Source organism: Streptomyces sp. NPDC002835 (assembly GCF_053591995.1).
On the sequence record NZ_JBSFUW010000036.1, the window covers coordinates 59,382 to 82,139 of the forward strand.

The window sequence follows — 22,758 nt, forward strand, 5'->3', positions numbered from 1 at the left end:
GATCATTCAGGAACAAACCGCCCAAGGGCGGTCCGCCGGCCCTCAGTGGACTCCCGCGTTGAGGAAGATACCGCCGTCCACGACGAGCGTCTGCCCCGTGATCCAGTCCGACTGCTCGGAGGTGAGGAACGCGGCCGCGCCGCCGATGTCGGCCGGCACACCGAGCCGCCCCAGCGGGTAGGCCGCGGCCGCCTCCGCCTCCCGGCCCTCGTAGAGCGCCTCGGCGAACTTGGTCTTGATGACCGCGGGCGCGATGGCGTTGACCCGCACGCTCGGCGCGAGCTCGTGGGCGAGCTGGAGGGTCAGATTGACCATGGCCGCCTTGCTCATGCCGTACGCCCCGATGAAGGGGGACGCCGAGACGCCCGCGACGGAGGCGATGTTCACGATCGCACCGCCGTTCTCCTTCTGCCACGCCTTCCACGTCTGCTGCGCGAAGCCGAGCGCGGAGATCACGTTGGTCTCGTAGACCTTGCGCGCCACACCCAGGTCGAGCTCGGCGATGGGGCCGAAGACCGGGTTGGTGCCGGCGTTGTTCACCAGGTAGTCGACCCGGCCGAACGCCTCCATGGTGCGCTCGACGGCGGCCGCCTGGTGGGCCTCGTCGTGGGCCTTGCCCGCGACCGCGATGACCCGGTCGGCGCCGAGCCGCTCCACGGCCTCCTTGAGCGCCTCCTCGCCGCGGCCGGTGATGCACACCCGGTCGCCGCGCGCGACCAGCGCCTCCGCGATGCCGTAACCGATACCCCGGCTGGCCCCGGTGATCAGCGCGACCTTGCCGCTGTCCGGCACCTGCTCCGCCCCTGCTGCCTGTGCTGCCATGTCGTTCGTACCCCGATTCAGTTGAGCGGCCCGCCGGCCACGTACATGACCTGGCCGGAGACGAAGCCGGCGTCGTCGCCGGCGAAGAAGGCGATCGCATTCGCGATGTCGTCGGGCCGGCCGACGCGCTGGACGGGGATCTGGGTCGCGGCGGCGGCCTGGAACTCCTCGAAGCCCATGCCCACGCGGGCCGCGGTCTGCGCGGTCATCTCGGTAACAATGAAGCCGGGAGCGACGGCGTTGGCGGTGATGCCGAACTTGCCGAGCTCCTTGGCGAGGGTCTTCGTGAAGCCCTGCAGACCGGCCTTGACGGCCGCGTAGTTGGCCTGGCCGCGGTTGCCGAGCGCCGAGGAGGAGGACAGGGAGACGATCCGGCCGAAGCCGGCGTCGACCATGTGCTTCTGGCAGGCCTTGGCCATCAGGAACGCGCCCTTGAGGTGCACGTTCATCACGGTGTCCCAGTCCGACTCGCTCATCTTGAAGAGCAGGTTGTCGCGGAGCACGCCGGCGTTGTTGACCAGGATCGTCGGCGCGCCGAGCTCGGCGGCGACGCGCGCCACGGCGGTCTCCACCTGAGCGGCGTCGGAGACGTCGCAGCCCACCGCGATGGCCTTGCCGCCCGCCGCGGTGATCTTCTCGACGGTGTCCTTGCAGGCCGCCTCGTCGAGGTCGAGCACGGCTACGGCGCGGCCCTCGGCCGCGAGCCTGATGGCGGTGACGGCGCCGATGCCGCGCGCGCCTCCGGTCACGACAGCCACACGCTGCTCGGTGGTGGACATTCTGGTTCTCCTCGCCCTTGAAGCCCGTCAATCCCTGTGCCGGCGACCACGCGGCGCCCATTTCGCTGAGCGACCGCTTAGTACCTTCGGCAGACAGGACGCTAGAAGCCCTGGCACGCGGTGTCAACGGCACCGGGGCCGGGCGGCGCATGTCACATCGATCAGCCCCCGTTCTCAGCGCACCAGCAGGTCCAGCAGACGCTCGACCTCCGCCTCCGGATCAAGGGTGAGACCGGTGTGCACCGGGCCCGGCTGGACAACCGTCGACCGGGGCGCGATCAGCCAGCGGAACCGCCGCCCGGCGTCGTCGCGCGCGGCCTGCCCCGCGTCCTCCCCGCCACGGCACACGCCCTCCACCGCGCGCAGCGCCGCCCGCACTCCGGTCATGTCCACCTGCGGGTCGAGCGCCCGCAGCCTGGCCTCGTCGAGATGGGTGCGCGCGGCGACGAACGTCCTGGCACGGCAGTAGACGACCACGCCGGCGTTGACGAACTCCCCGCGCTCGACCCGCGGCACGACGCGCAGCAGCGCGTACTCGAAAACATCACGGTCGCTCACTGGGCGGTGTCCTTCGCGCTCTGCTCGGTGGGACGGGGCCGGGGCGCCAGCCGCTCGGTCAGCCAGCCGGGCGCCCGGGACGGCCCGGACCGGGTCGGGGCGCCGACCGTGATGCGCTCGTGGATGGTCGCTGCGCGCGGCAGCAGCGCCTCGACGTAGGCGCGGCGCAGCGCGTCGGCCGAGTCGAACCCGGGCTCCCCGGCCAGCCACTCGTCGGGCACGTCCGCCACGACCTCGCTCAGCAGTTCCTCCGTCACCCGCGGCGCGAGCTCGGCCGCGGCCGCCGCGATGTCCGGGCCGAAGGGGGCGAGCGCATGGTCGGAGGCGTCGTACGGCTTGGCCACGGAGGCGGCGGCGCCGGGCCAGTTGTGGTGCCAGATCATGGTGGCGCCATGGTCGATGAGCCACAGATCCCCGTGCCACACCAGCATGTTGGGGTTGCGCCAGGACCGGTCCACGTTGTTGATCAGCGCGTCGAACCAGACGACCCTGCCGGCCTGCGCCGCGTCCACCTCGTAGGCGAGCGGATCGAACCCGAGCGAGCCGGGCAGGAAGTCCATGCCGAGATTGAGCCCGCCACTGGCCTTGAGCAGCTCCTGCACCTCCTGGTCCGGCTCGGAGAGCCCGATGACCGGATCGAGCTGCATGGTGACGAGCTCGGGCACCCGCAGCCCCAGCCGCCGCCCGAGCTGCCCGCAGACAACCTCGGCGACGAGCGTCTTGCGCCCCTGCCCGGCGCCGGTGAACTTCATGACGTACGTCCCGAGATCGTCGGCCTCGACGATCCCAGGGAGCGAGCCGCCCTCACGCAGGGGCGTGACGTATCGGGTCGCGGTGACCTCTTTCAGCATTTTCCCAGGCCACCCATCTCTTCGCCCTTGTAATCCACGGACAACTCCGGAGGGATGTAACAGCGGGAATCACCCGTCAACGGGCCTGGGGAGAATCTGGGGAGTTCGGCCGGCCTCCCGATTCCCCCGCTCCCCGAGCAGTCCGTCGATGGCGGTGCGCCCCTTGCTTCCGGCCTCCGGCATGAAGTGAGCATAGTAACCGAGGGTGATCGCGGGCGGCGGCGTACGTGCAGGACGCCTCGCGCGTGGTCGATGTGTCCTCCGGGCTCAGCCCCAACACCTCGCCCTGACGGGGCCCGCGTCCCAGGCCGACCACGACGGCCATCCGGTTTCGTGGGCTGACGACGTCGCGAACTCGCAGCGCCGTCTCGAGTAACGTTCGCGTCAACCGCCATGCATCGCCAACTCCTTGCCGCCGTGCAAGGATCTCTCCGCAGACATACGTCCGCCGACCAACCCTACGGCCACTGGCTCCGCACGACGTGAGGAACCTGCCACGGGAGGAACGTCCGCGTGAAAGAGGCCGTACAGATCAGCGGGGCCCCCTCGCCGGGCCCCGGTCTGCGGGAGCTGCTCGTCCAGGTGGTGTGGCGCACCGCCCCCCGTTTCCAGCTGTCCCGCGGCAGAGCCGTGAACCGGGTATTGCCGCTGACCCACCGCCGTGCTCTGGGCCGGGTCCGCTGGGCTGAAGCAAGCACGGCACGCGAACACCGGGCCGCGCTCGTATGACGTACTCACCGTCCGCCAGGGACGGAGCAGCCTCTCCGAACGCCGAAAGGCCGAGTCCCGGTTTCCCAGGGCCCCGGGAGGCATGACCCGGTGATCAGCGCAGGAATGACAGAGACTCTGCGACTCCTGCATCTACGGGGCACGCCGTTGCTCGGCGACGACTGCGCGAGGGTGCTGGGAATGGATCACGTGGTCGTGTCTCTCGTTGTCGAAGACCGGGCCACTGAGCAGCTGTGGGCCTCCGGAGAAACGAGCGCTTCGTTCGACGATCTACAGTTCACTCTGGGCGAGGGACCCGGGCCGGACACTCTCCGGACGCGCAGGCCGGTTCTGGAGCAGGACGTCACCGCGATACCCGGCGACCGATGGCCTGCGCTGCTGCCGGCCGCGAGCCACTTGCCCGTCCGGGCCGTTTTCTGCCTCCCGCTGTCCTTGGGCGGCATCACGACAGGCATCCTCACTCTCCTGCGCTCTGCCCCGGGCCCGATGACGGGGCAGCAGATGGACGACGCCCTCGCCCTGGCAAAGGCGCTCACTCTTGAGTTTCTGGGCGGGGCGGGTATGCAGCTCGATTCCTGGACGGACGAACAACTCGGGGGAGAACTGCACAGAGCGGTTGTGCACCAGGCGACCGGCATGCTCAGCGTTCAGCTCGGTTTGCCGCTCGCGCAGGCACTTCTGCGCCTGCGCGCCTATGCCTACGGTCACGACAGGTCCATCGTGGAAGCCGCGCAGGACATAGTGTCCCGCAGGCTCCGCCTCGACCACGACAGGCCGGAACCCGGCACACCCGACGAGACGAGTGGATGACGGTATGTCCCGCGAACAAGAAGTGTCAGCGGTCTTCGTACAGGTGGCAGACTCCCTGATCGACGACTTCGATCCCATGGAATTCCTTGAACAGCTGTGCGGGCACTGCGTTACCCTGCTCGATGTCTCGGCGGCCGGCATCCTCCTGGCAAATGAGAAGGACACCCTCCAGATCATCGCGGCGTCCGACGAGAACACGCATTTGCTGGAGCTCTTCGCCTTGCAGCACGATCAGGGCCCCTGTGTCGACTGCTACCGCACCAGCACCGCGCGCATCAACATCGACCTCGACAACCCCGCGGACACGGCCGCTTGGCCGGCTTTCGCCGACCATGCCCGGCGCAGTGGCTTCCGTACCAGTCATGTCGTTCCGCTCCGGCTGCGGGACCGTGCCGTGGGCGCGCTGAACCTGTTCCACACCAGCTCGCAGCCCCTGACACCACAGGACGTCTCGCTGGCCCAGGCGCTCGCCGACGTCGCCACCATCGCACTCCTCCAGCAACGTGATCTCGGGCAGGAGCAGACCGAGAAGGCCCAACTGCAACGCGCCCTGACCACACGCATTCTCATCGAGCAGGTCAAGGGCGTCCTGGCCGAACGCTGGAGTACCGACCCCGACACCGCTTTCAGCGCCCTGCGCACCTATGCGCGGGCGCGCCACCTCCGTATCTCAGAATGCGCGCGCCAGATCATCGACCAGACGCTCGACACGCGTCTCATCCCTCGTCCCTGACAACGATGGTGCCCCGCGCTCCGTACCGAAGTGCGGGGCGCCACCGCTGTGTCCTTCGTTCCGTATTCAGGAATCGGCGAGCATGCCGCGGCGGAGCTTGGACAGTGCCCGGGCGAGGAGGCGGGAGATGTGCATCTGGGAAATGCCGAGGACGTTTCCGATCTGAGCCTGGGTCATGCTCTGGCCGAAGCGCATGTCAATGATGCGGCGTTCCCGCGGATCGAGTTCGCGGAGGAGCGGAGCTAGCGAGAGGAGGTCGTCGATGACCGCGATACGGGGGTCCGGCTCGCCCATGGTGTCGACGAGAGTACGGGCGTCGGGGCCTTCGTCCCCGGACGTCGGATGGATGTCGAGCGAGCCCGCGATATAGCCGTTGGTGGCGATGAGCCCTTCCTTGACCTGGTCCGCGGTGATCTCCAGATGTCCGGCGAGCTCGCTGACCGTCGGATCCCTGCCCAGCGTGAGGCAGAGACTGTCCTTCGCCTTGGCGAGGTCGACGCGCATTTCCTGCATGCGCCGGGGGACATGGACGGCCCAACTGGTATCGCGGAAGTAGCGTTTGATCTCGCCGACGATGTAAGGCACCGCGAAGGAGCTGAGCTCGACCTCGCGAGAGAGGTCGAAGCGGTCGATGGCCTTGATCAGGCCGATCGTGCCGACCTGGACGATGTCCTCCATGGCCCCGGAGCCGCGGTTGCGGAAACGGCTCGCCGCGAACTGGACCAGGGAGATGTTCATCTCTATGAGCGTGTTCCGGGCGTACTGGTACTCGCGGGTGCCCTCGTCGAGGACCTTGAGCCGGTCGATGAACACCTTTGACAGGGCCCGTGCGTCCCTGGGAGCGACCTTTCTCGCATCCTCGATCCACGGCAGGCTGTTGCCGAGATCGGAGGCCGGCGTCTCTGTTCCGTGCTGTACGGATGTACCTGCGTCATGCATGGATGTCGTCACGTCTGCACCTTGGAAGGAAGACGGGTGAGAGTCGTGGATGTCGCGGTGGCCATGGCAGAAACTCGGCACAGCGGCCCCGCTGATGCTCAGTCGGCGGGGGCTCTCTGCGCGGCTCACCCGTGGCCTCGGGCGCTGCGGCGCCGGCCGCTCCGGGGGGCGCGCATCGCCATGGCGACGGCCCAGACGGCCAGAGTGGCTCCGACGGCCAGCAACAGTGCGTTCACAGTGAAGCCGAGCCCGAATACCACCAGGGCCGGCAGAAGGAGAAGAACCCCGAGCAGCAATGCCGCCTCCACACGGTCACAGGGACATGTCCTGCGTTCCGCGGGGTCAGGGCGAAGCGAAAATGAAGGCTTTGTCCGGAGTCTCCGGAGCACCACAGCCTTGCGCCGTCGTGGTCAGTGAACGCCTGGTGGAAGCTTCTGTCAACGTGCCGTCGAGGCCGGACAGTTGCGGGAACGGGGCCCCGCACTCACGGATGGAGTCCGCGGAGAGGTATCCGTATGGCCAGCGAGATCGTGACCGCGCAGACCGCCTTCGACGACGAGAAGCGAGCGAAAGGCCTGGCGCGGGAACCGTCGGGATCCAACTGGCTGCGTGTGCCCATATCGACGCCCCGTCAGCGCGGTCTACCGCTGGAAGGGCGCTATCGAAACCGTTCAAGAGTGGCGAATCTCGCACAAGACAGCCCTTGACCGGCCTCCCGGACCTGGACGCGTGGGTAGCGGACGAGCACCTACGACGTTCCGAGCCGATCAGGACGGTCGTCGAGCTGGCCAACCGGTGTGGCCGGCACCAAGCCAAGACCTCCCGTATCGAGAACGCCAAGACGCCCCCCGCCAGCCGACATCCGGCTCTGGTGCCGCACTTGCGATGCGGTCGAGCAGGCACCTGACCTCATCGCCTCTTCGCGGCACGCGGAGTCCATGTACACCGAGTGGCGGCGCCGCGTTCGGTCAGGCCTGCGGCAGTTGCCGGACAGCTACGTGGAGCTGTTCCGTTCCACGGCGCTGTTCCGCGTCTACTCGCCGACGTTGGTCCCCGGCCTGCTGCAGACTGAGGGATACGCGAGGGCCCTGCTGAGCAACAACGCCCGACTCCTTGACGTACCTGACGACGCGGAGGTGGCCGCTGCCGCCCGGTTGGAGCGGTCACAAATCATCCACGAAGCGGGGCACCGGTTTGTCCTCCTCGTCGAGGAGAGCGTCCAGTACTACCAGCTCGGCGACTCGGACGCGATGGCCGCTCAGCTCGGCCACCTCCTCACGGCCGGGGCTCTGCCGGCGGTCTCGCTCGGCATCATCCCGATGTCCGCCCGGGAACGCCGCTTGTGGCCGCAGGAGGTGTTCCACGTCTACGACGACGCGCTCGTCTCCATTGAACTGACGTCGGCGCAGGTGAACATCAGCCAGCCCTCGGAGATCGACCTGTACCTGAGGGCGTTCGAGGAGCTGCGGTCCATGGCCGTGTACGGCGGCCAGGCGCGGGCCCTGATCGTGAAGGCCATCGACGCCCTGTCCTGACCCCGGACATGATGGTCCCCGCGCAGGCGGGGGTGTTCCGCCTCCGAGACTCTCATCCCCTGGCGGTTCTCCAACCTGCGCCATGTGGCACCGGAAACCGCCTGCGTCTGCCTCGCAATCTCAACTCCATCAGCCTCTGAGGAGGGCGGCCGCGGCGCGCCGTGATCACTCAGCGTGCTGGTTTTACAGCCAAACGAGCACTGCCCCCCGTGTCACAGTGCTCGCGGCCTGGCACCTACGGGGAGAATCTGGAGTGTTTCGGCCGGCCTCCCGATTCCCCCGCTCCCCGAGCAGTCTGTCGATGGCGGTGCGCCCCTTGCTTCCGGCCTCCCCACGGAAGCTCCACTTCCACCGGTGGGAACGCTTCGACATGACACTTCGGCTCCTCGGCCACTGAGGAGGCAGGGGGATGAGGTCGGCGGGGCAGTGGTGACCGCGGACGTGGGCGCCGTCGGCCCGTGTCGCTCAGTGGGCCGGCCTGTGGTGAGACGGCAGGAACCGCGGAAACGATTCGCACTCCAGGCCGGAACCGGGGTGCAGGCCGAGGGAGTTACTCGGACTCTTCTTCCGGAACAACGCGGCTGTTGATCGCTTCGGCGATGGCGTAGGCGGTGCGGACGAAGGACTCTGCCTGCTGCGCCGACAGGTCCCGCGCGGAGGTCTCCTCCAGGGCCCGCCACATGGCTGCCAGGGGCTCGCGCAAGGCACGGCCCTTGTCAGTGAGGTGGACGACCATGACACGCCGGTCGTGTTCGGCCGGCTCGCGGACGAGCAGGCCGGCGTCCTGCATGCGGCGCAGGGACTTGGAGACGGTGGAGTGGTCCAGGCCGACGCTTTCGAGAAGCTCGGACTGGGTCTGGCCGTCCCGGTCAAGGAGGCGCATCAACAGGAGTTCCTGTCCGGGATGCACGTCCATCTCGCGGAGCATGGCGGCGGCGCGGGCCCGGTGAGCGCGGGCGAGCTCGAAGATCGCGTAGCTCATCGGCCCCTCGCTCGCCGTAGAGGGGGTGCGGGGTGTGGCGGCGGGCATGGTTCGCTTCCTCAGACGGTGTAGGTGGGGTAGTCGGTGTAGCCGGCCACTCCGCCGCCGTAGAAGGTCGCCGGGTCGGGGGTGTTCAGCGGCGCGTCAGAGCGTAGCCGCTCGACCAGGTCCGGGTTGGCGAGCGCGAGGGCGCCGACGGAGACAAGGTCGGCCGTGCCCTGGTCGATGTCCTTGGCGCGGGTGGGCAGGTCGGTGCCGGCCCGGTTGAGGATCAGCGTGGTCGGCCACAGCGCGCGCAGGGTGTCCAGCAGAGCGTCGTCGCCCGAGTGGAGGATGTGGAGGTAGGCGAGGCCGAGCGGGCTGAGGGCGCGCAGGAGCGCCGGATACAGCTCGGCGGTGTCGGACTCGGCGATGTCGTTGTAGGGGTTGCCGGGGGAGATGCGCAAACCGGTGCGGTCGGCGCCGATCTCGTCGGCCACGGCAGCGGCGACCTCGACGGCGAAGCGGATGCGGTTGTCGAGGGAACCGCCGTAGCGGTCGGTGCGCCGGTTGGTGTTGTCGGACAGGAACTGGTGCACCAGGTAGCCGTTGGCAGCGTGGATCTCCACGCCGTCGGCGCCTGCCGCGACGGCAGCCCCTTCGGCGGTCCGGCCGCAGGGCGCGATGTTCACCGTGTCCGGGCCCCAGGAGATGCCGACACCCCGTGTTCTGTCGACCGTGCAGTGGCGGGCGTGATCAGTCGAGGGTGAGGACGAGCTTGCCCCGGACATGCCCGGCGTCGCTGACCTGCTGGGCCGTGGCGGCCTCGGCGAGCGGGTAGGCGGTGACGGTGGTGACGAGCTTGCCGGTCGCGGCATCCTGCACCAAGGCGGCCAGGCGGGCGGCCGAGCGTTCCTGGGGACCGCTGGCGAAGGGGATGCCGAGCTGATGCGCGCGGAAGTCGGCGATGGTGACGATGCGCTCGGTGCCGCCCCGCAGGGCGATCGAGTCCTCAAGGGCTCCCTTCCCGGCCAGGTCGAACACCGCGTCCACGCCGTCGGGGGCGAGCGCCCGGACCCGCTCGACCAGGCCCTCGCCGTAAACGGTCGCGGTGGCGCCGAGCGAGGCGAGGTATTCCTGGTTGCCGGGGCCGGCGGTGCCGATGACCCGCGCTCCGCGGGCCGTGGCGAGCTGGACCGCCAGGGTGCCGACCGCTCCGGCCGCGCCGTGCATCAGCACCGTCTCCCCGGCGGCAACGCCCAGCAGGTTCAGGACCCGCTCGGCCGTCTCGCCCGCCACCGGCAGCGCGACCGCGTGCCGCCAGTCGAGGCCGGCGGGCTTGGGGGCCACGGTGGTGGCCAGCGCGTACTGGGCGTACGAGCCGGTGTCCGACCAACCCAGTACCTCGTCACCCGCCTGCACATCGCGCACGCCCTCCCCCAGGGCGTCCACCACGCCTGCGAGCTCGTGACCGGGGACGGAGGGGAGCGGCGTGGGAAACACGGCCTCCAGTGCCCCGGAGCGGATCTTGCCGTCCAGCGCGTTCAGCCCGGCCGCCTTGACGCGGACGCGGATCTGCCCGGGACCGGGCTGCGGGACCTCGATGTCCGCCTCGCGCAGCACTTCCGTGCCTCCGAAACGGTCGAACAGGATGGCTTTCACAACGACTCCTCTCGGGCCGCCACCCACTTAGGTGGCCGACCACGTAATCACCGCAACCGCAAACATGTGGCTAGCCAAGTATTTGCTGCCGCTCAGGCTTCGCAAGATCGGTCGCGTCGGTCTCCTCGGAACGGCGGTCCAAGCGGAAGGCGCCCCGCCGGAGCGCGCCTTCGTCAGCCAAGGGCTGCCTCGACCGGAAGCCGAACGACCGGGCCGGCCAGACCCCAGGGGTCCGCGGCCCCCTTCTGGTTCGGGGCCCGGGTCAGCTCACGGTTGGCCGTCCGGGCAGTCTCCAGCTTCGCGTCCCTCTTCTCCAGCGCGCCGACAGCTCGGTGCTCGCCTGTTCCGTGGGAGACCTGGCACTGAAGCTCTTCGTGGTCGGCGGGGGCCCGACTACCGCCACGCCTGCTCGCCCATCGGCTCGGCCAGCCGGCGCTCCAGGCACTGGGTCTGGATGACGAGCCGGGTGCTGCGGGCGTGTGCGTTGGCGAAGTCTTCCTGGCGCGCGGCGAGACTGACCGAGGCCCGGCCCCGGACTCCGAGGCGCTACTGGGCCTGGGGCCATCCCCGCGGGTGCGGGGACGGTCCTTCCGCTTGTTCCTCCCTTGACCAAGGCCATGTCAGACCGACCCCGCCCCTCGCCTTTCTCGCCACCCGGTCCCCTCATCGGCGTCAGAACTCCTAACGGATGAGGCCGGGGACAACCTGCTTGTGCCCGTTGATCTGGTTCAGAGACCCTGAGCTCTGACAGATGTGAGCGGGCAGTGCAGAGGGTGCAGGGTGGAACTGATCAGCCTCTCGGATGGCGACAACAGCTTCCGGGTGCGTGTGCTGGGGCGTAGGTCGCCGGGCGTGCTGCATCTTCACGACCAGCTCGACGCAGAGGTCATTGTGACCAGCAGCTTCGTCGGCGGTCGGCTGGCCATGTCCCTGTTCCCTTCCGATCTGGAGGAGTGGTCCCGTGCTCTGGACCTGCTTGCTGCCGGTCAGGACATCTGTTGGAGGGATGACGACCACAGCCCCGAGATCAAGATCCAGCCGTACAACGAGGAGCATGAGACTGTCGCTGTCCGCGTAGAAGATCTGGGCAGTTCGTGCGTCTCCGTGTTCCTTCCCATGAGTCTTGAAAAGGGCTGGATCGGCGAGCAGCGGAGGCTACTCAGGCAGGTACTGCAGGAGTGGCCGAGCGAAGTGCTGGAGTCTTCACCCGGTGCCTATGCGTGGCGGCGCTGAACTGCGGCCCGGCGCCGCCGGCAGACGAGTGCGCATCCGAGGGTGAGGAAGGCCTCGTGGATGTCGTCGCGGACTTCCCAGCGAATGCGCAGGCGACGGAACCAGTGCAGATGGGCGAAGGCGCGTTCCACGACCCAACGTTGGGTGCCGAGCCCGGAGCCGTGCCCGGCGCCTCGGCGGGCGATCAACGGCTTCACGCCGGGGTCCCAGATGAGACGGCGGTACTTGCCGTGGTCGTAGCCGCGGTCGGCCAGTGCTAGGTCCGGGCGGCGCCGGGGCCGGCCACGCTGGCCCCGCACGGACAGCACGGCCTGAAGGAGTGGGTCAGCCGGGTGACGTCGTTGCGGCTGCCGCCGGTCAGGGTGGCGGCGAGCGGGATGCCGTTGATCGCCGGGGTGTTACGAGGCTTCGGCGCCGGGCCGCACCGATGCGATCGACATGCGACGGGCGCGCGGTCGGCACGTCAGGCTCGGACGAGCCTCCTGCGATTGGACGGGCAGTGCCCCCGGCCGCGTGGGCGGCCCGGGCACGGGTGGTTGTGATGTGGGGGGTGGTGGCGAAGACTACTGCTCCGGATCCCAGGCCACCAGTTGGTCGAAAATACGTCCGTTGCCGTCGAGCTTCAGGGAGTCGAACGGAATACGGCCGTAGAAGCCCAGGACTAGCTCATTGGCCGTGCCTCGGGCGGAGGCGTCGGCCCCGTCCGGCTCCTCGTCGGCGGCGGGCCCTGTGCCGGGTTCGGGCAGGCGGTCGAACCGCGCGCCGTCGCCGGAGAGCCAGTTGCGCCAGGAGCGGCCCTCGGTGGCGTGGTAATCGACAGTGGCGGGCTCGTGCGGCCAGGCGACCGTCGTCGTGCAGATGGTGGACAGGAACTCCTCGACACCGTCGAGTGCCACCTCGTCCGACAACGGCTGCGGGGCGCCCACGGTGAGCTGGGCGTCGTAGGTGTGCACCGCGATCTCGTGGAGCTGGTGCCGGGCGACGGCACCGCAGGTCTGCGGCGACTGCGACTTTCCCCACCACGTCCAGCAACCGCGGTCCGGGCCGGCCTCCCGCAGTGCGTCCAGCAGTTCTTGCGTCGATGCGGCCAACCAGGCCAGCAGGGCCTCGCGTTCCCGGGGCGCGGACGGGTCGCCCTGCGGGGCGGACTTGGCCGTGGCGTCAGGCCCTGCGGCGATGGTGGCGGCCCAGGCGCGGCGCCCCTCGCCCAGGTGCTTCACCAGATCGAACAGCGTCCACTCAGGACAGGTCGGCACCTGCACGTCGAGGCTGGGGGCGGCGGCGACCGCGGCGCGGAAGGCGGCCGACCGTTCGTCGATGAGTCGCAGCAGGTCGGGAAAATCCAGAGTGTTTTGCACGCCGGATGTCTATCACTGTGTTCCAGGCGACCGCATGCGGATTCTCACAGCCGCCGCGGCGGGCGCGCGGCACGGGCCGCGCACCCTCGGAAGAGGCTGTGTCCCCCCGTCGAGTAGATCGCGGTCGACGGGTTCAAAGGTGGTCCCCGCGCAGGCGGGGGTGTTCCGTTGGACCGGGGGATCCTCACTGGCAATCGCACGCAGCCCTCGCGCACCGTCGGTCCTAGCCCGGGATGTCGCGAGGGTCGTCGCCGTACGTGTACTCGGTGCGGATGCGCCCGTCACGGCCGTGGACGACGACCTGAGCCGGTTTGTGTTCCTTGGCCTGGCGGCGGGCCGAGTGGATGGCCTCCTTCTGCGTCGGGTAGGGCTCCGCGAACTCCCGGGTGCCCTCCGTGTGCTGGATCTGCCACCGCTCCTCGCTGCTGCCCTTCCCCGGAGTGATGTGGTAAACGGTCCTCGGCTGCTTCGCTGCCATCGGTCCTCCCGGGTCGCCGGGGCTTGCTCTCCCCAGGATCCCCCGGCGACGCCCGCCCCGCAGGGGCGCCGGAGCCCTTCAGCCACGCGCCCCCGTGCCCGCCCCCGTGCCCGCCCCCGTACCCGCCTCCGTGTCCACCCCGCCCGGCTCCGCCGCCGCCCCGCTCGGCGTGCTCCCCGGGGCCGGGTAGGCGAGGTGCATGAGGCGGGACTGTTCGCGGCGCATGTGCATGACGGAGGTGAGGACGTAGCCGAGGAGGAGGACGAGTGCCGCAATGGTCATGATCGTGGCCGCGAGGACCGCCGTGGGGAGGCGTGGCACGGTGCCTGTGCGGGCGAACTCGACGACGACCGGGGTTCCGAGGATGATCGCGACGAGGGCGAGCAGGCCCGCGATGGTCGTGTGGACGAGCGAGGGGCGTTCGCGGCGCGCGAGGTTGAGGATGAGGCCGAGGATGCGCCAACCATCCCGGTAGGTACGGAGTTTGCTCTCGCTTCCGGTGGGCCGGCCCGTGTAGTCGACCGGGATCTCCGCCGTGGGGAGCCGCAGGCTCAGGGAGTGCACCGTCATCTCGGTCTCGATCTCGAACTCCCGCGAGAGCGCGGGGAAGGACTTGATGAAGCGCCGTGAGAAGACCCGGTAGCCGCTGAGCATGTCGGTCACATCGCGCCCGAACAGCATCCGCACCGCCGACGTGAACATCTTGTTCCCGGCCGAGTGCCCGGCGCGGTAGGCGCCGTCGTCGGCGACGGTGCGGGTGCCGACGACCTGGTCGTAGGGGCCCTCGAACAGCAGGTCGACCATGTCACGGGCCCGGGTCGCGTCGTACGTGTCGTCTCCGTCGATGATCAGCAGGGCGTCGGCCTCGATGTCGGCGAAGGCGCGCCGGACGACGTTGCCCTTGCCCTTGTGCGGCTCGACCCGGATGATCGCGCCCGCCTCGCGGGCGACCGCCACGGTGCGGTCGGTGGAGTTGTTGTCGTAGACGTAGATGTCGGCCTCGGGGAGCGTTGCTCTCAGATCCCGTACCACCTTGCCGACGGCGGCTTCCTCGTTGTGGCACGGCACGACGCAGGCGATCGTCGGGCGCACTGGTTCTCCTCGGTCGGGCAGACGGTCCACTGCGCTCATGGTGCGACACGGGGATGCCGGACGGCCGCAGGCACACCGTGACCGTTATCCTCCCTTTTGTGGCAGCTCTCGCATCTCTGGCTCTTCGCATGCGGGACGCCATCAGGGGTATCTGGCGCGAGGCAGCCAAGTTCGCGACCGTCGGCGCCCTGGCCTTCGTACTGGACAACGGCGGCTACACCTTGCTGGTCTTCGGCCTGCCCGGGACGGGCGGCGGCCCCCTGCATGACGGGCCCGTACAGGCGTCGGTGATCGCCACGGGCGTCGCGACGGCCTTCAGCTGGGTCGCGAACCGCCACTGGACCTATCGGCAGCGACACCGGGAGAACGCGGTCCGCGAGCTGGCTCTGTTCACCTTCGTGAACATCATCGGCATGGCCCTCACGGCGGCCACGGTGTTCCTGTCCCGGCAACTGCTCGGGCTCGACTCGGTCCTCAGCGACAACGTCGCCCGCACCTGCGGCTGGACTCTCGCCACGCTGTTCCGGTTCTTCGCATACCGGCGCTACGTCTTCGTCGCGGCGTGACGGGGACTCAGCCCCGTACGGCAGGACACGTCCGGCCCGATCGGCGCTGTTAGCATCACACCCCATGGGGCGAATTGGGCATATCGGTCACTGGTGGCGCGGCGCCTGGGGCCTGGCCGTCGCCGCTGCCGTCGGCTGCCTGGCGACGACTCTCACCTTCTCCCCCGGTTACCTGAGCGTCGACTCCCTCTACCAACTCAAGCAGGCCATGGGGCTGGAGCGCCTGAGTGACTGGCATCCGCCCGTGATGAGCCTCTTCTGGCGTGCCGTCATCTCGGTGACCGGCACGCCCGCGTCCATGGCCGTCCTGCAGGCCGTCGCCCTGTGGGTGGCGTTGTGGGCGATCGCCTGTTGCGTCCAAGGGGCCACGGGAAGCCGGCCGGGCGCCTTCGCCGTCCTCGGAGTCGGACTGCTCCCCCACGTCGTCACCTTTGCCGGAGTGGTGTGGAAGGACGTCCACATGGCGTTCGCCCTTCTCCTCACCAGCGCGATCGCGCTCACCGGCCTGCGCCTGCGACCCGACCGCAGGGTCCTGCGCCGGGTTCTCTTCGCCCTCGGCGTGCTCCTGCTCGTCTACGCCGTCCTGGTCCGCAAGAACGCTGTCTTCGCCGCGATTCCGGTCTTCGTGATGCTGGTGCTCGCGCTGTGGCCCCAGCCCTCGCGCCGGGTCTGGTTCATCTCCACGGCGGCTCTCGTCCTCGGGCTGGTCGCGTCAGCTGCCGCCGTTTCGGCGTTCGCACGGCCGGTGAAGACGAGCCAGGTCTCACAGATCATGCTGGACGACCTGCTGCACGTCCCGAGCGTGCGGGAGCTGCGGTCGGCAGACGTCTCACCGGATCTGCGGGAACACCTGGTGGCCGCGGCCGAGGAGTGCGACCGCGTCAACTCCTTGTCGGACACGTACTGGACCTGTTACGGAGAAGGGGAGCACGGACCGTTCACCGCGGTCGCTCACACGGATCAGATCACCTCTCTGTGGATCAGCGAGATGACCGGCCACGTGCCGGGATATCTCCAGTACCGACTGGAACTCTTCTCGAAATTCCTTTTCGAGCCGCGCTACCAGTACCATCCCGGGATCGCCGCCAATGATTTGCGACTGGAGCTTTCCCACCCCCGGCTTGGCCGAGCGCTCCAGACATATGTCGAGGGTGCGGCCAGGGATCTGCCGGTTCTCTTCGCGGGATGGTTCTGGCTCACCCTCGCCGTCGTTCTGGCCGTCCGTCCGGGCAGTGGGACATTCGCCATGCCGGTACGAGCCCTCGGGATCAGCGCAGCGGCCTATGTGCTCGGCTACTTTCCCATTCTCCCGGTGGCGAATTACCGGTACATGTACTGGTCGGCGATTGCATGCACGATCGGTGCGCTTCTCTGGTTGCTGGACCGCCGAGCCGCCTGTCGCGGGCGGTGAGCCGGCCGGCGAACGGCCGGCCGGCTGCTGTACGTGCCGCCGGCCCGTTGCTGTACGGTGCCGATCCGCGACAGCCGACAACCCATGAAAGCGCACACCCCGGACGCCGCACTAGTCGGAGTGACGTTGATCTCGACCGTCGCAGTACGACTTCTCGATAATGCCGCCGGAAATCCATAGCGCGATGACCAGAATGGCCACAAGGAGAAGGAAGACCATCTCGCATCACTTCCCGTCCGGGACAGCCGTGGAGCACAGCGTCCACCTGGTCGGTGCATTCGAGCGCCTTCTCCCAAGCTACCCGCCTCGCGACAGACCGGCAGCGCCGCGTCCGGCTGCGGTTTTCCGGCCGATTCCTCACCCGGACGGTGGACGAGCCGTGGCCGAGCGCGGACAAGCCGTCACCGGTGGCTGCCGGATGGAGAGCCTGGTGCAATGGTTCGGACAGGGGTGGGGCGAACCGAGTGGAATGAGGAGCGCCTGTGCCGGATGTCACCGTCGTCGTCATCGTCTACAACGACGCCGACCGCCTGAGCCGCGCAGTGCTGTCGGTACTCCACCAGTCCCTGCGGAACCTCGAGGTGATCATCGCCGACGACTGCTCGACCGACAGCACGCCGGCCGTGGCCCGGTCTCTCCAGGACGCGGACCCGCGGGTCCGCTACCTCCGGTTGGACAGCAACAGCGGCGGATGCAGTGCGCCACGCAACGCCGGCCTGGCGGCCGGGCGGGCGCCGTACGTCATGTTCCTCGACAGTGACGACGAACTGCCCAAGCACGCCTGCAAATCGATGCTGCTCGTCGCCGAGCGGACCGGGGTGGACTTCGTCACCGGCGAAGTGACGCGGATCTTCGAGGAGACCGGTGCCACCGGTCTGTGGTATCCGGCCCTCTTCGACGAGGTCCGGATCGTCGAAGGCGTCCGGGAGACGCCGGAGTACTTCCACGACCATCTCTCGACGAACAAGCTCTACCGAGCCGACTTCATCACCGGCAACGACCTGCGCTTTCCGGAGGGCATCCACTACGAGGACCAGCTGTTCACGGCCATGGCCTACACCCTGGCCCGCAGCTTCGCCGTCGTTCCGTGGCCGGTCTACACCTGGCGGCTCTCGGCCGACCCGGCCCATCTGTCCATCTCCTCCAGTCGCCACAAGCTGCGGAACGTGGCCGACCGGATCGCCGTGGCCCGGCGTATCGACCGGTTCCTCGTACAGAGCGGGAACGCCGATCTGCGCCCGTTCAAGGACGAGAAGTTCCTCCGCCACGACCTGCGCCTCTACCTCGGTGATCTCCCATTCCGGGACCGCGAGTGGACCGAACGGTTCGCCGAGCTGGTGACGCCGTACCTCGACGAACTCACCACGGAGGCGATGGGCTCGGTGTGCCGGGAGCAGCGCATCTGTCACCACCTGCTCCGCTCCGGCCGCCTCGACGAGGCGAAGGAGGCCGCCCGGGCGCTGGGGAGCCCGCGGATCGCCCCACGGCGCGTGAGCAGGCGGTCCGGGCGGACGTACTGGGGACGTCCCGCCCCGGCACCCGGCTCCGACGGCGGCCGCGAGCCGGACAGCAGCGATACGGACTTCACCGAGCTGGACATCAGCGAGTGGCATCTGGACGAGCAGCCCTTCGCGTCCGCCCCCGTGCGGCACGAGGTGCACGCCCTGACTCCGGCCGGTCGCGTGCTGCGCCTCCGGCTGCGCACCTACGACCCGGCGCGGTTGCTGTCCGGCCCCGAGCAGGTGACGGCACAGTTGTGGCTCGGCGCGGGAGGCGCGCCGTTGAAGGTCCCGTTCCGGTATCTGCCGGCCGGCGGGGAACCTGATGTGTACAGCGCGTGTATCGAGCTCGATCTCCGGCGCGTCCCGCTGAGCGCCAAGGGCTTCAAGGGCCGTCGTCACCCCGTGGTGGTCCTCGAACGGCTGGGGGTGAAGCGCACGGATGTGGTGCTCGCGCCCGCCGACCTGCGTCCGCTGCGCGCTCATCTGACGCTGCACGGCACGCTCGCCGGCCAGGACGTTCGCGTGGCGTGTGAGGGCAAGGGGGCCGGGCGGCTGGAATTCACCTGGTCGCGATCCGGCGCGCTCGCGCACGCGGAGACGCTGGTGCCGCGGGTACGGCCGCTGCGCCGGAAGATCCGGCAGGTGCAGCGCAGGTTCAACGGGGCGCACGTCAAGGCGCTCGCCTATCGCGAGCTGCAGAGACTGCCGGTGGACGACGCGCTGGTGGTTTTCGAGGCCCTGGAGGGCCGTGGCTACACCGACAGCCCGCGCTACATCTACGAGGAGCTGGTCCGGCGCGGTCTGCCGCTGCGCGCCGTCTGGTCCTATTCGGGTGATCGTGCGGCGTTCCCGGAGGGCCTGGACCTGGTGCGGCGCGGGAGCTGGGAGTACGTGCTGACCCTCGCCCGCGCCCGTTACTGGGTGGACTCGCACGGCTTCCCCTCGGTCTACCCGAAACGCCCGGAGACCCGCTATCTGCAGACCTGGCACGGGCAGGCCGTCAAGCACATGGGGTTCGACCTCGCCGCGCTGCGCTTCGGCAGTCCCGAGCGGCAGCAGAAGCACCGCGACATGATCTCGCGCTGGGACGCCCTCATCTCGCCCAGCGAAGAGTTCGAACGCACCTTCGTCCGAGCGAACGGGTACACGGGCCGGCTGCTGGCCTGCGGGCTCCCCCGGAACGACGTGCTGGTCCGCTGCGACGAGCCGGAACAGCGCGAACGGGCCCGGGCCGCACGCCGCCGGCTGCAGATCCCGGACGGACGCAAGGTGCTGCTCTACGCACCGACCTTCCGGGACGGGAACAGCTCGGGCGGCTCGATCCGGGTGGACCTGGCCGAACTGGTGGAGAAGACCGCCCACGAGTGGATCGTCGTGGTCCGTCCCCATTACTACGACCGCTTCACGGTGCCGCGCGAACTGGGCCACGCCGTGCGCGACGGCCGCGCGTTCCCCGACATCAACGACCTGCTGCTCGCCTCGGACGCGCTGCTCACGGACTACTCGTCGGTGATGTTCGACTACGCGAACCTCGGGCGTCCCGTCCTGCTCTTCACCGACGACTACGACGAGTACAGCACCAGCGCTCGCGGCACCTACTACAACCTCCCCGACATCGCCCCCGGCCCCATGCTGACCACCACCGGGGAACTCGTGGAGGCCATGCGGGACCTGGACCAGGTACGGATGAAGTGGGCCGACGCGTACGCCGCCTTCAACGCCAGGTTCAACGCCCGCGAGACCGGACGGGCCAGTGAGACCGTCGTCGACATGTTCTTCGGAGGCGACAGCGGATGAGCACCGGAACGCAGCCCACCGGACACCGCCGGAACCTCTTCCTGGTGGGCATCGACGTCGACTCGATGGGCGGATCACAGCGGGTACTGCACACCCTCGCCCAGGGTTTCGCGCAACGCGGGCACCAGGTCGACCTGATCGGGATCAGGCCGAGCCCAGAGCCGTACGCGTACTTCCGCGAACCGGCCTACCGGCACACCACCCTCTACCGCAGGCCGTCGGCTCCGCCGTGGCGGGCCCAGCGCCTCAGCGAGCGGTTCAGCCCCGTGCGGATGCACGCGGCACGCGCCGCCCGGGCCGAGCGGGAGCGGGCCAGGCAGAAGCTGGCGCGGCGGTTCGCCTCCGTGGACGACGGCTACGTCATCATCGGCTCCCCCTGGGCGGCCGACTGGCTCGCGTCCGTCGAGTGGCCGCACCTCAAGGGCATCGGGCAGTACCACGAGTCGTTCGCCCAGGCCCAGGGCACGGACCATCTCCGCCTGATCCGGCGCCACTATCCGCTGCTGGAGAAGTCGGTCTTCCTCAGTGAGGGGGACGTCGCCGCGTTCCAGCGCGACCGGCTGCCGAACACGACCGCCATGCCCAACCCGCTGCCCTTCGCGTCCACGGCCCCGGCCCCGCTGAACACCCGGCGCATCGGCGCCGTCGGCCGGCTGGACGCCCTCAAACGGCTGGACCGTCTCATCGACGCCTTCGCGCTCGCCTGCGCCGACCTCCCCGGCTGGGAGCTGCACCTCTTCGGCGACGGCCCTCAGGAGCCGCATCTGCGGGAGCAGGCGGCCCGCCTCGGGATCGGTGACCGGGTGCGATTCCGCGGCAGCGTCTCCGACATGGCGGCGGCGTACCGGGAGCTGGCCGTGGTGGCCCTCACCAGCGAACGCGAGGGACGTCCGATGGCGCTGGCGGAGGCGGCCGGCTGCGGCGTGCCGTGCGTGAGCTTCGACCTGTCGGCCGGGGTGCGGGAACTCGTCGACGACGGGCGTACGGGCACTCTGGTGCGGCCGGGAGACGTCGCCGCTCTGGCCGGCGCCCTGCGGCAGCTCGCCGACGACGCGGAGCTGCGCCGCCGCTACGGCCTCGCCGCCCGGGCGCACGTCGCCCCGCTGGAGCTGCCCGTCGTACTGGACCGCTGGGAGCGTCTGTTCGACGAGATCGACCGGTGAGGCACATGGCAGCGGAAACAGACCGTGGCCGGCTGACGGGCAGCGTCAGCGTCGTCGTGATCGGATACAACGACGCGCGGCACATCAAGCATGCCGTGCTGTCCGCGGTGCGCCAGGGCCCGGTCGTCGCCGAGGTCCTCGTGGTCGACGACGCCTCGACCGACGGCACCGCCGTGGTGGCCGCGGATCTCGCCCGTAGGCACGCCGTCGTCCGGGTCGTGCGCCGCACGGTCAACAGCGGCGGTTGCGGCACGCCCCGCAACGACGGTCTGCGCGAGGCCACGGCCCCCTACGTGATGTTCCTCGACAGCGACGACGAGCTCGCGCCCGGCGCGGTCGACGCCCTGCTCGCGGCCGCCGTACGTCACGGCGCACCCGTCGTCGCGGGGGTGTGCCTGCGCCGTGAGCTGCCCGAGATGCGCGACACCCCCTGGCAGGAGGCGCTCTTCCGGCGGGCGGCGGTCCACGACTCCCCCGCCGAGCTGCCCGCTCTCGTGCGCGACACGTTGTGCGTCAACAAGCTCTACTCCCGCGCCTTCCTGGCGGAGCACGGCGTCACGTTCCCTGAAGGGGCCTTCCGTTACGAGGACTTCGTGTTCACCGCGCGGCTGCTGGCCGCGTCACCCCGTATCGCCCTGATCCCCGACACCGTCTACTTCTGGCACGTTCGCCGCTCCGCCGCCCACCCGTCGATCTCCCTGGCCCGCGGCGGCGTCGACAACTGGCACAGCAGACTGCGGGCACACCGCGGCGCGGTCGAGGTCTTCGAGCGGGCCGGCCGGAAGGAGCTGGCCCACGCCGCCCGGGTGAAGTTCCTCGACCACGACCTGCGGATGTACGTCCACGAACTGGGCACCCACGACAGCGGTCACCACGCCGAGTGGTGGCGGCTCACCCGCGAACACCTCGCCTTCTTCGACGAGTCGGACCTGCGCGCTGCCGAAGCCCCCTCCCGCTGGCTCGCCGGGATCGTCACCGGGGCCGACCGGCCCCGCGACCTGCCGAGGCTCATCGGCCTCGGCGGCAGCCCGCCCCGGCTGCTCCCGCCGTACGCGTGCGTCAACGGGCGTGCCGTCTGGGCGGCGGACCTGCCCGAGGTCGTGCTGGACACCATCGAGAGCGACCCGCTCAGCCGGCTGCCGGTCGCCATCGACGCCGAGCCGCACATATGGGGGTGGCCCGGGGTCCTGCGGATCACCGTGCACGAGCTCTACGGACGGCTCGCCGCGGCGGACCCGCAGAGCCTCGACATCGAGCTGCGCCGCCGAACCGACGGACGGGTGGGGCTGAGCCGCAGCAGTACCCTGACACGGCACCGGGGACCGGACGGGCCGACGTGGAACGGCACGGTGCACCTGACCGGCCTCGACCGCATGAACGGCCAACACGCCCACCGGCTCGACGCCTGGGACGTATGGGCCCGGCTGCACTGCGCCGACGGCTCCTCGGTCTACACCTCCGTCCGCGCCACCGGCTCCGGACTGCGGCGTACGGTCATCCCGGGCCGGCGCCACGGGGTGACGCTGGTCCAGCCCTATGCGACGGCCGGCGGCTCACTCGCCCTCCGGATCGCACCGGGCCCCGGAGCGGCGGCGGTCGTGGTCACGCGCAGGCTTCGCCGGCTGATGAGCAGGGACGTCGAATAGCCGGCGCGCGTCCGGCCGCACGACCCGGGTCTAGGGTCTTTCGTTTGGATCAGGCCGGATCGGTGAGCGGGGTCTGGTGCATGGGGTCTCCCCAGGCCCGCCAGGGCCGAGGGGACGCCTCGCAAGGCGGAGG

Annotated in this window: 19 protein-coding genes and 4 pseudogenes; 11 read left to right on the forward strand and 12 right to left on the reverse strand. The window is 69.6% G+C overall.

Going from position 1 to position 22,758, the window contains the following annotated elements:
* Nucleotides 1-42: 42 nt before the first annotated feature.
* From ACWD01_RS29710 to ACWD01_RS29725, 4 genes are all read right to left on the reverse strand, one after another.
* Complete coding sequence (locus ACWD01_RS29710) at nucleotides 43-822, reverse strand: SDR family oxidoreductase (RefSeq protein WP_451166016.1); 780 nt, start codon at nucleotides 820-822, stop codon at nucleotides 43-45.
* A gap of 17 nt (nucleotides 823-839) precedes the next feature.
* Nucleotides 840-1,601, reverse strand: a complete 762-nt coding sequence (gene fabG, locus ACWD01_RS29715; RefSeq protein ID WP_451166018.1) for a 3-oxoacyl-ACP reductase FabG — start codon at nucleotides 1,599-1,601, stop codon at nucleotides 840-842.
* A 174-nt stretch (nucleotides 1,602-1,775) separates the two neighbouring features.
* On the reverse strand, nucleotides 1,776-2,159 hold the full coding sequence (locus ACWD01_RS29720; protein WP_451166019.1) for a DUF3037 domain-containing protein: 384 nt from the start codon (nucleotides 2,157-2,159) through the stop codon (nucleotides 1,776-1,778).
* On the reverse strand, nucleotides 2,156-3,010 hold the full coding sequence (locus ACWD01_RS29725) for a HipA family kinase (protein ID WP_451166021.1): 855 nt from the start codon (nucleotides 3,008-3,010) through the stop codon (nucleotides 2,156-2,158). The genes ACWD01_RS29720 and ACWD01_RS29725 overlap by 4 nt, the downstream gene beginning before the upstream one ends.
* 513 nt (nucleotides 3,011-3,523) lie before the next feature.
* Here ACWD01_RS29725 and ACWD01_RS29730 point away from each other — a divergent pair.
* The 3 genes and pseudogenes from ACWD01_RS29730 to ACWD01_RS29740 all read left to right on the forward strand — a co-directional run.
* A pseudogene (locus tag ACWD01_RS29730) lies at nucleotides 3,524-3,736 on the forward strand (RNA polymerase subunit sigma); the annotation flags it as partial.
* A 108-nt stretch (nucleotides 3,737-3,844) separates the two neighbouring features.
* A complete protein-coding gene (locus ACWD01_RS29735; protein ID WP_451166023.1) occupies nucleotides 3,845-4,549 on the forward strand; it encodes a GAF and ANTAR domain-containing protein in 705 nt (234 codons plus the stop codon).
* A gap of 4 nt (nucleotides 4,550-4,553) precedes the next feature.
* Nucleotides 4,554-5,282, forward strand: coding sequence for a GAF domain-containing protein (locus ACWD01_RS29740; protein ID WP_451166025.1), 729 nt, complete (start codon nucleotides 4,554-4,556; stop codon nucleotides 5,280-5,282).
* Nucleotides 5,283-5,348: 66 nt separating this feature from the next.
* Here ACWD01_RS29740 and ACWD01_RS29745 read toward each other — a convergent pair whose 3' ends face one another.
* The gene (locus tag ACWD01_RS29745) at nucleotides 5,349-6,221 is read right to left on the reverse strand and encodes a SigB/SigF/SigG family RNA polymerase sigma factor (RefSeq protein WP_451166048.1); all 873 of its coding nucleotides are present in this window, start codon (nucleotides 6,219-6,221) and stop codon (nucleotides 5,349-5,351) included.
* A 515-nt stretch (nucleotides 6,222-6,736) separates the two neighbouring features.
* On the opposite strand from ACWD01_RS29745, the gene ACWD01_RS29750 reads away from it, so the two are divergent.
* Nucleotides 6,737-6,928, forward strand: coding sequence for a hypothetical protein (locus ACWD01_RS29750; protein ID WP_451166026.1), 192 nt, complete (start codon nucleotides 6,737-6,739; stop codon nucleotides 6,926-6,928).
* 14 nt (nucleotides 6,929-6,942) lie between these two features.
* Nucleotides 6,943-7,756: pseudogene (locus tag ACWD01_RS29755) on the forward strand (DUF5753 domain-containing protein).
* A gap of 550 nt (nucleotides 7,757-8,306) precedes the next feature.
* On the opposite strand, the gene ACWD01_RS29760 reads toward ACWD01_RS29755, so the two are convergent.
* From ACWD01_RS29760 to ACWD01_RS29770, 3 genes and pseudogenes are all read right to left on the reverse strand, one after another.
* Nucleotides 8,307-8,786, reverse strand: coding sequence for a MarR family winged helix-turn-helix transcriptional regulator (locus ACWD01_RS29760; RefSeq protein ID WP_451166028.1), 480 nt, complete (start codon nucleotides 8,784-8,786; stop codon nucleotides 8,307-8,309).
* 11 nt (nucleotides 8,787-8,797) lie between these two features.
* Nucleotides 8,798-9,388, reverse strand: a pseudogene (locus ACWD01_RS29765) (oxidoreductase); the annotation flags it as partial.
* An 85-nt stretch (nucleotides 9,389-9,473) separates the two neighbouring features.
* Nucleotides 9,474-10,379, reverse strand: a complete 906-nt coding sequence (locus ACWD01_RS29770) for an NADP-dependent oxidoreductase (RefSeq protein WP_451166030.1) — start codon at nucleotides 10,377-10,379, stop codon at nucleotides 9,474-9,476.
* A gap of 780 nt (nucleotides 10,380-11,159) precedes the next feature.
* On the opposite strand from ACWD01_RS29770, the gene ACWD01_RS29775 reads away from it, so the two are divergent.
* Complete coding sequence (locus ACWD01_RS29775) at nucleotides 11,160-11,612, forward strand: DUF5959 family protein (RefSeq protein ID WP_451166032.1); 453 nt, start codon at nucleotides 11,160-11,162, stop codon at nucleotides 11,610-11,612.
* Here the strand turns inward: ACWD01_RS29775 and ACWD01_RS29780 are convergent.
* The 4 genes and pseudogenes from ACWD01_RS29780 to ACWD01_RS29795 all read right to left on the reverse strand — a co-directional run.
* Nucleotides 11,594-12,048: pseudogene (locus tag ACWD01_RS29780) on the reverse strand (transposase); the annotation flags it as partial. The gene ACWD01_RS29775 and the pseudogene ACWD01_RS29780 overlap by 19 nt on opposite strands.
* 127 nt (nucleotides 12,049-12,175) lie before the next feature.
* A complete protein-coding gene (locus ACWD01_RS29785; protein WP_451166034.1) occupies nucleotides 12,176-12,970 on the reverse strand; it encodes a maleylpyruvate isomerase N-terminal domain-containing protein in 795 nt (264 codons plus the stop codon).
* 223 nt (nucleotides 12,971-13,193) lie between these two features.
* A complete protein-coding gene (locus tag ACWD01_RS29790) occupies nucleotides 13,194-13,448 on the reverse strand; it encodes a DUF2188 domain-containing protein (protein ID WP_451166035.1) in 255 nt (84 codons plus the stop codon).
* A gap of 78 nt (nucleotides 13,449-13,526) precedes the next feature.
* Nucleotides 13,527-14,540, reverse strand: coding sequence for a glycosyltransferase family 2 protein (locus ACWD01_RS29795; RefSeq protein WP_451166037.1), 1,014 nt, complete (start codon nucleotides 14,538-14,540; stop codon nucleotides 13,527-13,529).
* A 98-nt stretch (nucleotides 14,541-14,638) separates the two neighbouring features.
* Between ACWD01_RS29795 and ACWD01_RS29800 the strand changes: the two genes are divergently transcribed.
* The 5 genes from ACWD01_RS29800 to ACWD01_RS29820 all read left to right on the forward strand — a co-directional run bounded on the left by ACWD01_RS29800 (nucleotide 14,639) and on the right by ACWD01_RS29820 (nucleotide 22,625).
* Entirely contained in the window at nucleotides 14,639-15,106 is a 468-nt protein-coding gene (locus tag ACWD01_RS29800) for a GtrA family protein (protein WP_451166039.1), read from the forward strand.
* Nucleotides 15,107-15,170: 64 nt separating this feature from the next.
* Entirely contained in the window at nucleotides 15,171-16,517 is a 1,347-nt protein-coding gene (locus ACWD01_RS29805; protein ID WP_451166041.1) for a hypothetical protein, read from the forward strand.
* Nucleotides 16,518-16,999: 482 nt separating this feature from the next.
* Nucleotides 17,000-19,816: a bifunctional glycosyltransferase/CDP-glycerol:glycerophosphate glycerophosphotransferase gene (locus ACWD01_RS29810; protein WP_451166043.1), complete on the forward strand. Its 2,817-nt coding sequence runs from the start codon at nucleotides 17,000-17,002 to the stop codon at nucleotides 19,814-19,816.
* Nucleotides 19,813-20,979 (forward strand): glycosyltransferase, encoded by a 1,167-nt coding sequence (locus ACWD01_RS29815; protein WP_451166045.1) that lies wholly within the window; start codon nucleotides 19,813-19,815, stop codon nucleotides 20,977-20,979. The genes ACWD01_RS29810 and ACWD01_RS29815 overlap by 4 nt, the downstream gene beginning before the upstream one ends.
* A gap of 5 nt (nucleotides 20,980-20,984) precedes the next feature.
* Complete coding sequence (locus tag ACWD01_RS29820; protein ID WP_451166047.1) at nucleotides 20,985-22,625, forward strand: glycosyltransferase family 2 protein; 1,641 nt, start codon at nucleotides 20,985-20,987, stop codon at nucleotides 22,623-22,625.
* Nucleotides 22,626-22,758: the final 133 nt, after the last annotated feature.

Coding starts and splice junctions, on each gene's coding strand:
- ACWD01_RS29750 (WP_451166026.1), top strand. CDS start 6,737: ATGGCCAGCGAGATCGTGACCGCGCAGACCGCCTTCGACGACGAGAAG.
- fabG (WP_451166018.1), bottom strand. CDS start 1,601: ATGTCCACCACCGAGCAGCGTGTGGCTGTCGTGACCGGAGGCGCGCGC.
- ACWD01_RS29760 (WP_451166028.1), bottom strand. CDS start 8,786: ATGCCCGCCGCCACACCCCGCACCCCCTCTACGGCGAGCGAGGGGCCG.
- ACWD01_RS29805 (WP_451166041.1), top strand. CDS start 15,171: ATGGGGCGAATTGGGCATATCGGTCACTGGTGGCGCGGCGCCTGGGGC.
- ACWD01_RS29710 (WP_451166016.1), bottom strand. CDS start 822: ATGGCAGCACAGGCAGCAGGGGCGGAGCAGGTGCCGGACAGCGGCAAG.
- ACWD01_RS29820 (WP_451166047.1), top strand. CDS start 20,985: ATGGCAGCGGAAACAGACCGTGGCCGGCTGACGGGCAGCGTCAGCGTC.
- ACWD01_RS29740 (WP_451166025.1), top strand. CDS start 4,554: ATGTCCCGCGAACAAGAAGTGTCAGCGGTCTTCGTACAGGTGGCAGAC.
- ACWD01_RS29735 (WP_451166023.1), top strand. CDS start 3,845: ATGACAGAGACTCTGCGACTCCTGCATCTACGGGGCACGCCGTTGCTC.
- ACWD01_RS29815 (WP_451166045.1), top strand. CDS start 19,813: ATGAGCACCGGAACGCAGCCCACCGGACACCGCCGGAACCTCTTCCTG.
- ACWD01_RS29790 (WP_451166035.1), bottom strand. CDS start 13,448: ATGGCAGCGAAGCAGCCGAGGACCGTTTACCACATCACTCCGGGGAAG.
- ACWD01_RS29725 (WP_451166021.1), bottom strand. CDS start 3,010: ATGCTGAAAGAGGTCACCGCGACCCGATACGTCACGCCCCTGCGTGAG.
- ACWD01_RS29745 (WP_451166048.1), bottom strand. CDS start 6,221: ATGCATGACGCAGGTACATCCGTACAGCACGGAACAGAGACGCCGGCC.